Genomic DNA, 15,570 nt, shown 5'->3' on the forward strand with positions numbered 1-15,570 from the left:
TTGATCACAAATTACCCTAGGTTTGTGGAAGCGCTTACAAAGTGGTCTAGTTATTTTTTTTAAACTTTTTTGTAAGCGCTTACATTTAGAGAAAAATTAAAACTATGATTGAATGACTCTGGGGGATAGAGATGAAACAACAACTATTTAAAAAGACGAGGCTAGCAACTAGCTTGTCGTTGGTGCTAAGTGCATCAACGTTGGCACCGGTTTATGCGGCTGAAGCAGAAGATACAGAAAACGCAGCCAATGAGAATATGGAAGTCATTGCTGTAACAGGTATTCGTGGCAGTTTAGTCAAATCAATGGACGTCAAGAAATCATCTGACGGTATCGTCGATGCTATTTCAGCTGAAGACATCGGTAAAATGCCAGATTCAAACTTAGCAGAATCGATGCAACGAATTCCGGGCGTCTCTATCGATCGTCAAAATGGTGAAGGTAGTCGCGTCTCTGTTCGCGGTTTCGGTGCAGATCGTAACCTAGTTTTACTCAATGGCCGTCAAATGCCGGTGACAACAGGCTCTCGTTCATTTGACTTTGCCAACATAGCTTCAGAGTCTATTAGTGGTGTAGAGATAAGAAAAACCAGTGTAGCTTCAAGCCCTACTGGCGGTATTGGTGCGACGATTGATGTATTAACTCATCGCCCATTCAATACTCCAGGTCTGAAAGCAACATTTGGCGCGAAAGCGGTTGATGATACATCAACTGATAAAGGTAGCATTACCCCTGAGCTTTCGGGTTTATATTCAAATACTTTCGCAGATGACAAGTTTGGTATCTCAATCTCTGCCAGCTACCAAGAGCGTGAAAGTGGTAACCAACAGGCGCAAGTCGGCACGGGTTGGAGAAGCTTTCCTGGTAGCGCAGACAATACTACTGACTGGGGCGGCGTACAAAAAGATAATCAAGTCAATCGACCTGGTGATGATGATATCTATTCAGTTCCACAAACTACAATATATCGTTTTGAAGAGCAGCAACGTACCCGTACTAACGGCCAGTTAGTACTGCAATACAGTCCTGTTGATTCTTTGGTTGCGACGCTTGATTACACTTATATGCGTAATGATATCGACACCCAGTATAACGATGTATCTGCCTGGTTTACCTTTGCACCTTCAGAAAATACTTGGACTGACGGCCCAGTTTCATCGCCTCTGGTTTATTCTGAAAACTATGATAGCCCTCAAGATCTCTCTATGGCAGCTGGTGATTACGGCGTGCGTAACGAAAGTGGTTCTTTAGGCCTTAACCTTGATTGGCAGGTCAGCGACAATTTAAATCTAACATTAGACATGCATAAGTCTGATGCAGAAAACAAACCCAATCATATCTACGGTAGCAGCAATACACTGAGCACCGCCGGCTTTATACGTACTAGCGCAGCCACTGATTTCTCAAAAGACCTACCAGCACTAGCTGTCGGCAATGGCAATAATATTAAGCCATCGGACATGCGCGTTACCGGTAGTGTATTTGGCAACTCTCGTAATAAATCAGAAATTGATCAGTACCAGTTAGATGGTGAATATCTGTTTGAACATTCAGGCAGCATTGATTTTGGTATCGCGCTAACCGATGTCAACAATCACTCTCAAGCAGTCAATGTACAGCGCAATGATTGGGGTGGTGTGGGTCAAGAGGGAGATTTTGAAGATGAGTGGTTCCCTGCAGATACCATCCATGACAAGTTTGATGCCAGCAAAGGTAACTTTGCTGATGCTGACGGTGACTTCGATCTACTAGATACCATATTCTTCTGGGACTTTGATGCGGTGCGTGGCCGTGCAGAAGAGCTTTATACGGCAGCGGGTTATGTTGGCGCAGGTGATTGTGGTACTGATTTTTGCCCATCGACTCAATATGCGATGGACGTAGACCGTTATACCGAAGAAGAATCAACATCAGCTTATATTCAGTATAACTTTGAATCTGAGTTTGGCGACATGCCATACGACATCCATGTCGGACTTCGCTACGAGAAAACTGATGTCACTTCAACCTCTGCTGTAGCCAGCTATGATGGCGCAGATTGGATAGCGGATACCGAAATTGCGCTAGTTGCTACTGGTGACCAAGTATTCCAAACTCAAACTGGCGATTACGATTACTACTTACCAAATGTTAACTTCAACATCGAAGTTGTTGAAGATGTGATGTTACGTGCAGCCTACAGTGAGACGATTGGTCGCCCAGACTACACCTCTATTCAAGGTGGAACCGTTGTTGGAACACTCGCTAACCGTGCAGGTGGCAGTGGTACAACGGGTAACCCAAGCTTATTACCACTTGAATCTACAAACTACGACTTGTCAGCAGAGTGGTACTACTCGCAAACCAGTTACATGTCTGTGGGTTACTTTAGAAAAGACACTGTTAACGGTATCGATAATGTCAAAGTCGAATCTGATATTTACAACATTGCCAACCCAACGGACGGAGCAAAATATGATGCCGCTGTAGCAGCCGTTGGCACCGATGCTGGTAATATTCGTCAGTGGATTTTTGACAACTATCCAAATGATCCATTTGTTGATGTTGCAAACGGCATTATCTCGGGCAACTCTGCCGAAGATAATACCTTGCTATTTGACTTAGATACGCCTGCAAACAGTAAAGATAAAACAACTATTGATGGTTGGGAATTTGCTATTCAGCATTTCTTTGGCGAGTCCGGTTTGGGTGTGATAGGTAACTACACCTTGGTTGACGCTGGTGATAGCTATAATAACTATTTACTAGAAGATCAAGCTGTTGAAACAAATATCAGTGATACCGCGAACCTTATCGCAATCTATGACAATTACGGCTTCCAAGCACGTGTTGCCTACAACTGGCGTGATGAGTTTTTAAGTTCTCGCGGCCAAGGTACTGGCGCAAACCCGCAATACACAGAAGCTTATTCTCAAGTCGATTTTAATGTTAGCTACGATATTGAATCACTTGAAGGCCTAACGGTGTTTTTCGAAGGTTTGAACATTACCAACGAATATACCCGAGTCCATGGCCGTGCTAATCAACAGGTGCTAAATCTGACTCAAACAGGTGCACGCTATAGCTTAGGCGCGCGCTACACCTTCTAGAGCGTATAGAGAAGATGAAACCAATGCTGTGGCTTCATCTTCTCTTTTTTATTTAAGTATTAATAATATTTTTATTAAGCCATTTTGACCCACCATTCGATGGTCTCAAGCTTTACATCTTCAAAGTAAATCTTGATACATAAAGTGACTGGATCTACTCCTACAGCAAGGTTATATTGGCAAAGGTTAATTAGTTGTAACAAACCGAAAAACCAATTAACCCAATATAGATAAACACTGTAAAAGAGTGACTTAATAAAAATAAATAATAGGTCGAGCAGTATGAACAACGACATTAAAAGAGTGATCATTGTAGGTGGCGGAGCTGCAGGTTGGCTCACCGCAGGAGTTATTGCTGCTGAGCATATTGATGTTGCTGCAACCCCATCACAACGTACCCTTGAAGTTATTCTTATTGAATCACCACAGGTGCCCACCATCGGTGTCGGCGAAGGTACTTGGCCTTCAATGCGCGGTACGCTCAAAAAAATGGGCATTTCTGAAACCGAATTTATGATTGAGTGTGACGCCAGTTTCAAGCAAGGCTCAAAATTTATCGATTGGTTACACGCACCCGCTACAGCAAGCTCGGATAAAGCCCCGATCGACAGCCAAAACTATTATCATCCGTTTTCTCTACCAAGTCAGTTTCACGAGATTAATCTCGCTAAGCATTGGCAAGCCCATAAACAGCAAGTTTCATTTACTAATGCGGTAACTTATCAAGGCAGGCTTTGCGATCAAGGCTGCGCACCTAAACTCATTTCTACGCCTGAGTATGAGTGCAATGCCAATTATGGTTACCATTTAGATGCCGGAAAATTTGCTCAGTTTCTGCAGCGTCATTGCAGCCAAAAGCTTGGCGTGCAGCATATTGTCGATCATGTTGAATCTGTAAGTAGTCAGGACAACGGCGATATTGCAGCGCTAAATACAAAATCCAATGGCACCATTAGTGGCGATCTTTTTATTGATTGTAGCGGTTTTAAATCATTACTTATTGGCGAGCACTATCAAGTGCCTTTCATTGAGAAAAAATCGGTGCTGTTTAATGACTCAGCCTTAGCGGTACAAGTGCCCTATGAAAACCAACAAAGCGCCATTAGCTCTTGCACACATTCAACTGCGCAATCGTCTGGTTGGATTTGGGATATAGGCCTGCCCTCACGCCGTGGCGTCGGTTACGTATACTCTAGCAAGCATACTGATGATGACCACGCTGAAAGCGAGTTACGTAGTTACCTGTTATCAAGTATGAGCAAATCACAGGCAGAGTCGGCATCGCTTAGGAAAATAACATTTACCCCCGGTCACAGAGCCCACTTTTGGCATAAAAACTGTGTTGCAGTGGGCATTGCCGCAGGCTTTATAGAGCCGCTAGAAGCATCAGCACTCGCACTCATTGAACAATCAGCAAAGATGATCAGCGAACAGTTGCCACAAAACCGTCAAGCAATGGAGTTAGTGGCCAAACGTTTCAATGAAAAGTTTATACAGCGCTGGCGTCAGGTGGTCGACTTTCTCAAACTGCATTATGTCATCAGTCAACGTGACGACTCCGATTATTGGCATGACAATCGAGACATAGCCTCAATACCGCAGTCTTTACAGCAACAAATAGCGCTGTGGCAGGATCAACAGCCCTACTCTTACGATATCACTGAAACCGAAGCGTTATTTCCAGCGGCTAGCTTTCAATATGTGCTGTTTGGTATGGGCTTTAACAGTGCGCCACCACGCTACATAAAGCTAGCAGAGCAAGAAAAGGCCATGGCACTGTTTCAACAAAATAATCAACGTAGTCATCAATTGCTTTCAGCACTGCCAAGCAATAGAGCACTACTCGATAAAGTTCATCAATTTGGTTTTCCTAAAATATAACGACTAAAGCAACTATAAAAAATAAAAAGGAGTCAAAATGACCGCACAAGCCACGACCCAAACGCCGAACAACAACGTCCTGCTCAACAGCATTGAACATAAAGATCTCAAGGTTATCACCGAACACTCTGCGCATTATGGCGATAATGTTTGGTATTCATTGACCTTCCCTGTTGAATTCAGAAGTGTACAAGCCCACTACCCTATTTTCTTCCAAAAAGATCCACAAACGGGTCGTTTCTTCTCTGTGGCGCTGTTTGGCTTTAAAGATCAAGAGAACTTATTTTTAGAAAACGGTCATTGGCAGGCATCTTACGTCCCTTTGGCCATAAGACGTCAGCCATTTTTGATCGGTAGTCAAAACATAATGGAAGATGGCGTACAGAAAACACAGCGAGTACTGCACATTGATCTCAATAATCCAAGAGTGAGCACCGAGCAAGGCGAACCACTGTTCCTTGAGTTTGGTGGAAATACGCCCTTTCTCGATACTGCCGCGGATATGCTAGATGTCATCCATAACGGATTGGAAGACAGTGACAGCTTTGTTGAAGCGCTACTTAAATTTGAATTGCTTGAATCTTTTACTTTAGATGTTGAGCTCAATAACGGCAGCAAGCACCAAATGATTGGTTTCTATACCGTCAACGAAGACAAACTAAAAACACTTTCAAGTGATAATTTAGCTGAGCTGCATGACAAAGGTTATCTACAAGCCATCTATATGACCATAGCCTCACAAGCCAATATTCGCACACTATTGGATAAGAAAAACAAGCAGATAGAACAGTAGTTTTTTACCCATTGATGTAAGCGGTTACAGAATAAGGTGTACTTATGTTAGCAGTCGAAAAGAACGTCAAACAGATAAGTAATTGCAAACCAGGCGATATTCCTGATTTTGTCTTATCGTCGACGCAACCGCTGATCTTAAAAGACTTTGCTGCCGAGTGGCCATTGGTTCAAGCAGGTAAGCAATCTACCCAAGCCGCGATTGATTATTTACTTAAGTTCTACAGTGGCGTGCCGGTAACAGCTTGTTTTGGCGACAGCGAGCACCAAGGAAGAGTCTTTTATAACGAGCAACTCACTGGCTTTAACTTTAGAGCCAGTCAGGTTGATTTAAGGCAGGTGTTTGACAAGCTATTATCACATATAGACGACGAAACGCCACCAACACTGTATGTCGGCTCTACCGAAGTTAACCGATGGCTACCAGGGTTTGCAGCCGACAACCCACTCGCAATAGACGATATAAAACCATTAACCAGTGTTTGGATAGGTAATAAAAGTCGAATTGCCGCGCATTTTGATTTTCCCAATAACCTTGCTTGTTCTGCTGTTGGTCGTCGTCGCTTTACCCTGTTTCCACCAGAGCAGATAGACAACTTGTACGTGGGGCCGATGGAGTTATCTCCCGGTGGACAGGACATCAGCATGGTTGACTTTCACGCGCCTAACTTTGACAAGCATCCAAAGTTTCAACAGGCAATTGAAGCGGCGCAAGTTGCTGAACTTGAACCAGGTGATGCGCTCTTTATACCCAGTATGTGGTGGCACCATGTCGAAGCACTTGATGCCATTAATGTGCTAGTCACTCACTGGTGGCGAGACTCGGCAGCGTATATGGGCAGACCAACGAATGCACTGCAACATGCCATTTTAAGCCTACGAAGCTTACCGATAGCCCAGCGTAAAGCCTGGCAAGCGATGTTTAACCACTATGTTTTTGAACATGAACTGCACGATACTGACCATATTGCTGAACATGCCCAAGGAATGCTGTCGCTGCCTATTGATGAATTATCAGCACGCAAATTACGTGCTGAATTACAGAATAAATTAAAGCGCTGAGCCATTCGTTTACGCTGATTAAGGACATATGATGAATACAAATAAACCGATTAAAAATGTCGTCATTGCCGGTGGCGGCACTGCAGGTTGGATGGCTGCTGCGGCGCTGTCAAAACTACTAGGTAAAAACCTTAATATCAGCCTAATTGAATCCGACGATATTCCAACCGTTGGTGTTGGTGAGGCCACTATCCCAACCTTGCATGTATTTCATCGGTTACTGGGGATTAACGAGCAAGAGTTTATGGCGGCGACCAACGCCACCTTTAAATTGGCGATATCCTTTGAAAATTGGCGCGATGAAACACAAGACTACCTGCACTCTTTTGGTTTCTTAGGTAAGGATTGTTGGGCAGCTGGATTTCAACATTTTTGGCTAAAAGGCCGTGAAAAAGGCTTTGCCAGTGAAATTGGTGACTACTGCGCCGAACATCTTGGATCTCGCACTGGCAAATTTGCAGTACTGCCGAATCAAGACTTAAACCATGCTTATCACCTTGATGCGGGGCTATACGCTAAATTCCTTAGAAAAATTGCTGAGCAACATGGTATCAACCGCATTGAAGGTAAGATCACTGAGGTAAACCTCAATCAACAAGATGGCCAAATCGAGAGCCTATTGTTGGCCTCTGGTCAGTTAGTTGAAGGCGATCTCTTTATCGATTGTACCGGTTTTAGAGGCTTGTTGATTGAAGATGCATTGCATACTGGCTTTGAAGATTGGTCCCATTGGTTGCCTTGTGACAGTGCAATTGCAGTGCAAACAACCACCACCAGTACACCTGTTCCCTATACCCGCTCTATAGCGCGTGAATCGGGTTGGCAGTGGCGTATTCCGCTGCAAAACCGCACCGGTAACGGACTGGTATTTTGCAGTAAATATATGACTGATGAGCAAGCAAAGCAGTTATTACTCGATAATATTGAGGGCGACCTACTTACTGAGCCTCGGGTCATCAAATACAAGACCGGCACTAGACGCAAGCACTGGAATAAAAACTGTGTCGCTATCGGGCTATCAAGTGGCTTTATTGAACCTCTTGAGTCCACCAGCATTCACCTTATTCAACGCGGTATTGTGCGCTTAATGCAGATGTTTCCAGCGCAAGGTTTAGTGCAAGCTGATATTGACGAATTTAACGCGCAGACGAAGTTTGAAACCGATAACGTACGCGACTTCATTATCTTGCACTATCACGTCACCCAAAGACGAGACAGCAAGTTCTGGCGTTACTGCTCAAGTATGCCAATACCTGAATCGCTTGCTCATCGGTTAGAGATGTTTGCTGCTGCAGCCAAAGTGTACAAGTATCCCAATGAACTGTTCGGTGAAAGTTCTTGGATCCAAGTGATGTTAGGCCAAGGTATCGAGCCTAAGCAATATCACCCGATTGTTGACATGATGGAAGATGAAGAGCTTAAGGCCTTTTTGAATAACATTAAGAGTGTGGTGAAGCGCAAGAATGACAACCTGCCACACCATTATGATTTTATTCAGCATTACTGCAAATCGCCAATGATGTAGCCATCAAAGTCGGTCAATGTAGCCTTAAACCATAGGGCTACATTGAACCATATACACAATAGACGTAATAACAGTTAGGCGGGTTACATTAAAATGCAGCAAAATATGATTAGCGTTAACCCTGCAGCCATGCCAAAAGTGATCTTAATCGGTGAGGAACAAACGCCTGTCGTCATCATAGATAACTTTAGTTTAAGCACTGATGATATTATTACTTATGCCACCACAGAGGCAGATTTTAAAGACGACCTGAACTCCTATTATCCAGGGATCAGGGCAAAACTACCCCGTGAATACGTCAAAGCAGTGATCGATGCTGTTTTTCAAGGGATCTATCAGTGTTATAACATTCCGCGACAGTTACGACTCAAGCCTCAGAGCCTATTTTTATCACTGATCACTCGTGAAGAATCAGCGCTATCGACCTTACAAAGAATGCCGCATTTCGATACGCCCAAACCCTATTACTTTGCCATCATGCATTACTTAAACCCTAATGAGCATGGGCCTACTGGTTTCTTTCGACATAAACCTACCCAATGGGAGCGGATCAGCGAGCAACGCTGCCAGCCCTACTTTGATGCTGCGCAAAAACACAATGAGTTAAATGGTGAGCCCAAGCAAGGTTACTGTAACCAGAGTAATCATCATTTTGACCTATATGAGCAGATTCAATACCGCCCAAACAGACTAGTGATATATCCAGGCAATTTACTACACTCCAGCATAGTAAACCCAGCTAAGGATATCGACAACAGCCCTGACACAGGCAGGCTTACAGCCAATATATTTATCGACTTTCAATAACTATTTGTCGAAAAATAACGGCTTTAATCCCATCACCACTCCACCAAACTAATATGGAATTTAGAATGAAGCGTCCGACCATTGAGAATCTAACCCTTAGCAGCTTTATTATTTCGAGCCTGCTCGTTACAGCCCCAATGGTGGTGGCAGAAACTAAAGTAAAACAATCTATTTATGATGATGTTGGGTTAGTAGAGCCAAGCCGCCCATTACTGCAACAGCGTTTAAATAAAGTAGAGCAAACAGTTCAAACTCTTTTACTGCAAATGACACTGGCCGAAAAGGTATCCTTGGTACACGCCAATGGCAAATTTACTACTGCCGCTATTGAGCGCCTTGGTGTCCACGAAATGTGGCTATCTGATGGGCCACACGGTGTTCGCCATGAAATCGAGCGTAATAGCTGGAACTCGGCAAATTGGACCAGTGATTACTCAACTTATCTGCCGGTATTAACTGCGGTCGCAGCGAGTTGGAATACCGATATGGCGACCTTGCATGGCGCAGTGCTCGGCAGCGAAGCACGTCACCGCGGTAAAGATCTGATCCTCGGACCTGGCGTTAATTTGGCGAGATTACCGCTTTATGGCCGTAACTTTGAGTATCTGGGAGAAGATCCCTATTTGGCATCGAAACTTGTGGTTCCGCAAATTAGAGCCATTCAAAAAAACGATGTTGCCGCCACTATCAAACATTACGCCCTCAATACTCAAGAGCTAAACCGCACAGGGGTTAATGCTAAACCAGACGAACGTACTTTACGCGAAGTGTACCTGCCCGCCTTTGAAGCTGCCGTAAAACAAGCTAACGTTTACGCCATGATGGGTTCATACAATGAATTTAGAGGCACTAACGCGAACCAAAGTAAGCACCTAGTCATGGATATCCTTAAAGGAGAATGGGGTTATAAAGGCTTGCTGGTGACTGATTGGAATGTAGATATCAATACTTATGAAGCTGCCGTCAACGGTTTAGATCTTGAGATGGGTACTGATGTCGCTCATTACAAAGACTACTTTCTTGCCGATCCTCTAATCAAAATGATCAATGCTGGTAAAGTGCCAGTGGCCGCACTCGATGATAAAGTCAGGCGAATACTCAGGGTGCAGCTCAGTATCGGTATGATGGATAACTACCGCCTTGCTGGCCAACGTAATATTATCGCCCACCGTGCCGCAGCCAGAAAAATTGCCGAAGAAGGCATTGTGTTGCTTAAAAATAGCCGCCAAGTATTGCCGTTTGTACAAGATAAAGTAAAAAACATTCTCGTCCTTGGTCCTAACCTTGATAAGAAACATGGCTTAGGTGGCGGTTCATCAGAGGTAAAATCACTTTATGAGGTCACGCCGCTGCAAGGCCTTAAAGGTAAACTTGCGGGCAAAGCGAATATTACAGTCATGCGCGCTCAAAGCAGTAAACTTGCGCCAATTAGCAACGATTACCTAGCCACTCGGCACTGGACTGGTACGCCATCGTGGAATATTAGTTACTTTACCGATGAAAACCGTCAACAACTTATCGAAGAGTCTTGGATAGCCGACTCAGAGTTTAAACCCTCAAGTCTAATTGCCGCTGGTACAGCTCAATTCATCACCATGAAAGCAGCAATAAAGCCACTGAAATCCGGTGTTCATACTTTAAAAGTAACCGCTAAAGGTAAATTGAATATTAAGATCGATGGCAAATCAGTGATGCAGTTTGATGGAAGTTCAAGCGAAGTGTTAAGCAAGAATATCTCACTGGTGCAAAATAAAGATTACCAGTTCGAAATCGACTACAGCGGCAGTGAAGGCTATACCCTAGGCTGGGATACGCCTAATAAACTTTTTAATGCTGAAGATGAGTATTTAACGGCAGCAAAAAATGCCGATGCGGTGATCTATTTCGGTGGCCTTAGCCACAGCGATGATAGAGAGTCTATTGATAGAGCGGATCTGGTGCTCCCTAATCAACAAGATGAGATGATCAACAAGCTGATTGCCGCCAACCCTAATACCGTAGTGTTTATCACCGCAGGTAGCGCAATCGAAATGCCTTGGGTGGACAAAGCTTCAGCCATCGTTTGGAACTCCTATAGCGGTATGGAAGGCGGTCATGCCGTTGCTGACATGCTGTTTGGCGATGTAAACCCAAGTGGCAAGATGCCTTTCACATTACCTAAAAAACTGCAAGATACCGCGCCAATTGCCTTAAATGATTATAACGCGGTCGAGTCACTCTACTCTGAGGGAGTCTTTATAGGTCACCGTTGGTTCGAAAAACAAAACATTAAACCACTGTTTAGTTTTGGCCATGGCCTGTCTTACAGCAACTTTACCCTCAGTAATATCAAGCTTTCTAACAAGGCCATCAACCTCAATGATACGCTTAATGTTTCAGTCACTGTAACCAACATTGGTAAAGTAGCTGGTGCTGAAGTAGTGCAACTGTATTTACATGATAAAAAGGCCAGCGTTGAGCGACCGGCAAAAGAGCTTAAGGGCTTTGTAAAAGTCAGCCTACAACCAGGTGAAAGCCAGCAAGTTAATATGCAGCTTAATCAACGCGATCTGTCTTTTTGGGATGAAAAATCAAACGATTGGTTAGCAGAAGCTGGAGAGTTTGAAGTGTTAATTGGCACGAGTTTAGATTTCATCCATCTGCGTGACTCTTTTACCCTTAAATAACCTGCAAATAGCCCCTAGTATCGCTTTAATATTGTCTATTGATATTAAAGCGATATTCCCCCTCCCCTCATCTTTAACACTTCAACCACAAAAACCACCAGCAGCTCAAAGTATCAGCAACATAGTTACTACTACTTGCTGCTAATAGTGAATAACTAGTCATTCTCCACTGTCAGATTTTAGTGAAATACTCTAGAATGCGCTTCATTGACAGAAGGGATCCCAATGAAACTTAAATTATTAGCAGGACTATTCATTTTCGGCTGCAGTTCAGTACAAGCTGCATGGTGGGTGGAGCCAACAGACTTGCCACTTAGAGCCGATATCCAACTACTTTCTGATACTGGCATTATTGTCCAACCTATCACCACTTATCCATTAATGTGGGACGGGTTAAAACAGGATTTGGACAAGGCTGACCCCACTAAGCTTTCCAATATTCAACGCAGCGCGTTTGAGCGAGTCAATCAAGCTTATGCTAAAGATCATCGCGGTTTTAGCACTAAAGTAGAACTTGCAGGTAGCACCGATACCACCCGATTTATTGGCTTTGGCCAAGATTACCGTGATAAAGGTGAAGGCACTGTTAGCGCTGAAGTCACTAAAGATTGGTTCAGCGGCCGTCTTTCGGCAAGCTATCATGCAGATCCCATTGACGGTAACAGTACTCGCCTAGATGACAGTTTTGCTGCAGTAAAGCTAGGAAACTGGATCGTTAGCGCTGGCGCACAACAAAAGTACTGGGGACCTGGCTGGGATAGCGGTTTAATCCAAACCACTAATGCTCGCCCAATGCCCGGTATTACCTTAAGCCGCAATAACAGCCAAGCCTTTGAAACACCCTGGTTGAACTGGATTGGCCCTTGGACTTTCACTACCGCATTCAGTCAAATGGAAAGCGACCGTTATGTGCCTGATACTCAACACTGGGGCGCTCGCGGTACAATAAGACCAATTTCAAAATTAGAAGTTGGTTTCTCATGGACCATGCAATGGGGCGGCGAAGGTTACGGTAATAGCCTAAGTGATTGGTGGGATGGGTTATCTAATGGTGGCGGCCATGAAGGTGATTTAGAAAATGGCCAAGAAAACATGCTGGCAGGCTATGATTTTCGCTGGTCAGATACCGCCTTTGGCATTCCATACGGTATCTACTATGAGCGCACCCATGAAGATTACCACAATGGTAAAAACAAACTGATCAATGCCGCCAACATGGGCGGTATCGACTTTGTATTAACCGATATCAATACTCGGATCTTCTTAGAATATTCAGATACAAAGGTTGCATGTGGTATCGATCCACAAGCATACAACTGCATGTATGAACACGGCTTTTATCAAAGCGGATACCGCTATTACGGCCGCAGCTTAGGCAGCACCTATGATAATGATTCAGAGACGTTAGTTGTCGGTGGTATCACTCAGCTAGGTGGTGGTCAAAGCATTACCAATAAACTACGTTGGTTGCGCCTCAATACTGACGGCATTGATAACGGACTACCTGATGGTGGAAACCCGGTTTCACCTGGCGAGTATGAACGGGTATACCAATATGATACCAGCTACCATAGACCGTTTTATCAAGGTACTCTGAAAGTGGGTGGCACAGTCAGTTACAGTGAGTATGTTACCTCTGGTGGCGACGACTGGGATGCAACCTTGTACGCGGGTTGGGAAAGAAGCTTTTAAGCTTGAGCAATAGTTCTAGCCTTGGGTGTTAGAGGCTCTAAGCTTGGGTATTAGAGCGTCTAGGCTCTAAGCTTGGGTATTAGAACGTCTAGGCTCTAGCAAGATAGAAAGGCAAAAGTAGCGCTCTACTTTTGCCTTTTTTATTTTCATCTTAAAAAGAGCTCATACTCGTTTCAATTAGCGATGATAATCTGTTGAAAATCTAACATGCCTTTGAGTTGCTGTTGCCATTTAGCCTTCAACACACTTCCTTGTCGAACATCTAACTGCTGGCACACACTTTCATTATTAAGCGCGCTCTGTTTAGGCCTTCTAGCCAATACCTGTTCATGACCAGCTTGCCAAGATAAAGTGCTAATTGGTTTAATGTTGCAATGAGCTTTTTTAGATTTATTACTCACTAGTCGCAAACGCTGAATCTCTTGCGCAAACTCAAACCAAGAGCAGCTGCTCGCTGCTGCATAGTGAAACAAACGGTTGGAAGCAACACTATCGCTGACAGTTCGACCCGTAAAATGAGTATCTAAGCCCGCACATAAGCTTGCACTTAAGTTAGCAGCACAATTAACCGCTTCTTTTTGCTTTATCAGCTTAAAAATAATGACCGCCAGCGCTTCAGCCCAGCTCGGCGTACCATATTGATCGGCAATAACTGATAATTGCTCCTTTGCTGCAAACAACTTCTGCATGGTATGAACAAAATTATCCCCTTGGCAGCTATAGAGCCAGCTGGTTCGGATAATATAAGCCTGCTCGCCTAAAACCTGTCGTACAGCCAATTCACCTGCGAGCTTACTATTACCGTACACAGAAAGTGGTGATGGAGTATCTTGTTCGTTATAAGGTGAATGTTTCTCACCAGAAAAGACAAAGTCTGAAGAGATATGAACCAGCATTACTCCGTCACGTTTACAGCGCTCCGCCAGTAATTTAGGCCCCTCAACATTAACCTTAACAGCACTTTCAGGGTCAGTTTCAGCATTATCAACGGCATTATATGCCGCGCAGTTAATCACCACATCTGGTTTTAGCTGTTTAAAAGAGGCATCTATGGCAACAGAGTTGCAAATATCTAACTCTCGGTGTGAAAACAGGTGCAATTCATCTTGTTCCCTCAAGCAGTTTGTAGCTTCAGGTAAGATATTGACTAAGGCCTGCATAGTTTGAGCTGTCATACGAGTAAAAGACCCACCTTTCACTTTTGCATCACTTAGGTGAGCGATTAATGCTAACGACTGAGCTAATTGACCATTGCCACCCGTTACTAATATTTTAATGGGAACTTTCCTAGGAGCAATCATAGAAGCTCTCATAAAAGCTCGGCATACTCATCAAGTGAGTCGTGGCCTCTTGCAGATAGGAAACACAACAGAGCTTCTGGGCTGCGATTAAGCAGTCGCTCAATAGGAAATTGCACAGCTTCAATCACCTCAACGGCTTTATCAAAATCACCTAGGCTGAATGCAACATGAGAATCTGAGCCCATCACTAACAATCCGCCCGCTTCTTTCACCGCCTGAGCTATCGCGGTACAGCTTTTTTCACTGCCTTTTCGAGACGTTAAAAATGAGGAGTTATTGATCTCTAGCGCTACATTATTTTTTGCTGCAGCTTGAGCCACTTTTTTAATATCAATCGGATATGCTGGATTGCCTGGGTGGCTAATAATGTCGACCTTACCACTTTCAATACAGTTGATAAGGGCTTGCGTATGATTAGCTGCTGTTGATGGCGGAAAAACGGGTTCATGAAAGCCCGCCAATACGATATCGAGCTGTTGTAAATAATCACCGAAAAAATCAATTTCCCCCTGCTGATTTTTAATGTTAGCTTCAATCCCTCGAAGCACGCCAACACCATCAACAACCCGTGGTAACACTCGCATATTTACAAAATGCCAAAAATGCGGCGCATCAGCCATATCCGGACCATGGTCAGTGATGGCGAACAGTTTAATACCTTTCTCTTTGGCAACATTTAAATAGTCATGTAACGTACTGTAAGCATGAGTTGAAGCTATGGTATGGGCGTGGGTATCGACTAGAAACTTCATCAG

Annotated in this window: 10 protein-coding genes; 8 read left to right on the top strand and 2 right to left on the bottom strand. The window is 44.0% G+C overall.

The window, feature by feature from the left end; genetic code table 11:
• Window positions 1-131 precede the first annotated feature (131 nt).
• The 8 genes from K5R16_RS18685 to K5R16_RS18720 all read left to right on the top strand — a co-directional run bounded on the left by K5R16_RS18685 (window position 132) and on the right by K5R16_RS18720 (window position 13,514).
• Window positions 132-3,089 (top strand): TonB-dependent receptor, encoded by a 2,958-nt coding sequence (locus K5R16_RS18685; RefSeq protein WP_220739446.1) that lies wholly within the window; start codon window positions 132-134, stop codon window positions 3,087-3,089.
• A gap of 282 nt (window positions 3,090-3,371) precedes the next feature.
• A complete protein-coding gene (locus K5R16_RS18690) occupies window positions 3,372-4,970 on the top strand; it encodes a tryptophan halogenase family protein (protein WP_220739448.1) in 1,599 nt (532 codons plus the stop codon).
• A 37-nt stretch (window positions 4,971-5,007) separates the two neighbouring features.
• On the top strand, window positions 5,008-5,763 hold the full coding sequence (locus K5R16_RS18695) for a SapC family protein (protein WP_220739450.1): 756 nt from the start codon (window positions 5,008-5,010) through the stop codon (window positions 5,761-5,763).
• A 44-nt stretch (window positions 5,764-5,807) separates the two neighbouring features.
• Window positions 5,808-6,824: a cupin-like domain-containing protein gene (locus K5R16_RS18700; protein ID WP_220739452.1), complete on the top strand. Its 1,017-nt coding sequence runs from the start codon at window positions 5,808-5,810 to the stop codon at window positions 6,822-6,824.
• A 31-nt stretch (window positions 6,825-6,855) separates the two neighbouring features.
• Window positions 6,856-8,349, top strand: coding sequence for a tryptophan halogenase family protein (locus K5R16_RS18705; protein ID WP_220739454.1), 1,494 nt, complete (start codon window positions 6,856-6,858; stop codon window positions 8,347-8,349).
• A gap of 93 nt (window positions 8,350-8,442) precedes the next feature.
• Window positions 8,443-9,156, top strand: coding sequence for a DUF6445 family protein (locus tag K5R16_RS18710; RefSeq protein WP_220739456.1), 714 nt, complete (start codon window positions 8,443-8,445; stop codon window positions 9,154-9,156).
• A gap of 65 nt (window positions 9,157-9,221) precedes the next feature.
• Entirely contained in the window at window positions 9,222-11,822 is a 2,601-nt protein-coding gene (locus tag K5R16_RS18715; RefSeq protein WP_259649930.1) for a glycoside hydrolase family 3 C-terminal domain-containing protein, read from the top strand.
• A 225-nt stretch (window positions 11,823-12,047) separates the two neighbouring features.
• Complete coding sequence (locus K5R16_RS18720; protein ID WP_220739458.1) at window positions 12,048-13,514, top strand: capsule assembly Wzi family protein; 1,467 nt, start codon at window positions 12,048-12,050, stop codon at window positions 13,512-13,514.
• Window positions 13,515-13,687: 173 nt separating this feature from the next.
• Here the strand turns inward: K5R16_RS18720 and rfbD are convergent, their stop codons facing one another.
• Together rfbD and K5R16_RS18730 are read right to left on the bottom strand one after the other, a co-directional pair.
• Window positions 13,688-14,815, bottom strand: a complete 1,128-nt coding sequence (gene rfbD, locus K5R16_RS18725; RefSeq protein WP_259649931.1) for a dTDP-4-dehydrorhamnose reductase — start codon at window positions 14,813-14,815, stop codon at window positions 13,688-13,690.
• An 8-nt stretch (window positions 14,816-14,823) separates the two neighbouring features.
• The gene (locus tag K5R16_RS18730) at window positions 14,824-15,567 is read right to left on the bottom strand and encodes a phosphatase (RefSeq protein ID WP_220739460.1); all 744 of its coding nucleotides are present in this window, start codon (window positions 15,565-15,567) and stop codon (window positions 14,824-14,826) included.
• Window positions 15,568-15,570 lie beyond the last annotated feature (3 nt).

The organism is Shewanella sp. c952, assembly GCF_019654975.1.
GTDB lineage: Bacteria > Pseudomonadota > Gammaproteobacteria > Enterobacterales > Shewanellaceae > Shewanella.

Excerpts from the sequence above, each read along its gene's own strand:
- K5R16_RS18710 (WP_220739456.1), top strand. The coding sequence starts at position 8,443 with ATGCAGCAAAATATGATTAGCGTTAACCCTGCAGCCATGCCAAAAGTG.
- K5R16_RS18695 (WP_220739450.1), top strand. The coding sequence starts at position 5,008 with ATGACCGCACAAGCCACGACCCAAACGCCGAACAACAACGTCCTGCTC.
- K5R16_RS18690 (WP_220739448.1), top strand. The coding sequence starts at position 3,372 with ATGAACAACGACATTAAAAGAGTGATCATTGTAGGTGGCGGAGCTGCA.
- K5R16_RS18700 (WP_220739452.1), top strand. The coding sequence starts at position 5,808 with ATGTTAGCAGTCGAAAAGAACGTCAAACAGATAAGTAATTGCAAACCA.
- K5R16_RS18705 (WP_220739454.1), top strand. The coding sequence starts at position 6,856 with ATGAATACAAATAAACCGATTAAAAATGTCGTCATTGCCGGTGGCGGC.
- K5R16_RS18715 (WP_259649930.1), top strand. The coding sequence starts at position 9,222 with ATGAAGCGTCCGACCATTGAGAATCTAACCCTTAGCAGCTTTATTATT.
- rfbD (WP_259649931.1), bottom strand. The coding sequence starts at position 14,815 with ATGATTGCTCCTAGGAAAGTTCCCATTAAAATATTAGTAACGGGTGGC.
- K5R16_RS18730 (WP_220739460.1), bottom strand. The coding sequence starts at position 15,567 with ATGAAGTTTCTAGTCGATACCCACGCCCATACCATAGCTTCAACTCAT.
- K5R16_RS18720 (WP_220739458.1), top strand. The coding sequence starts at position 12,048 with ATGAAACTTAAATTATTAGCAGGACTATTCATTTTCGGCTGCAGTTCA.
- K5R16_RS18685 (WP_220739446.1), top strand. The coding sequence starts at position 132 with ATGAAACAACAACTATTTAAAAAGACGAGGCTAGCAACTAGCTTGTCG.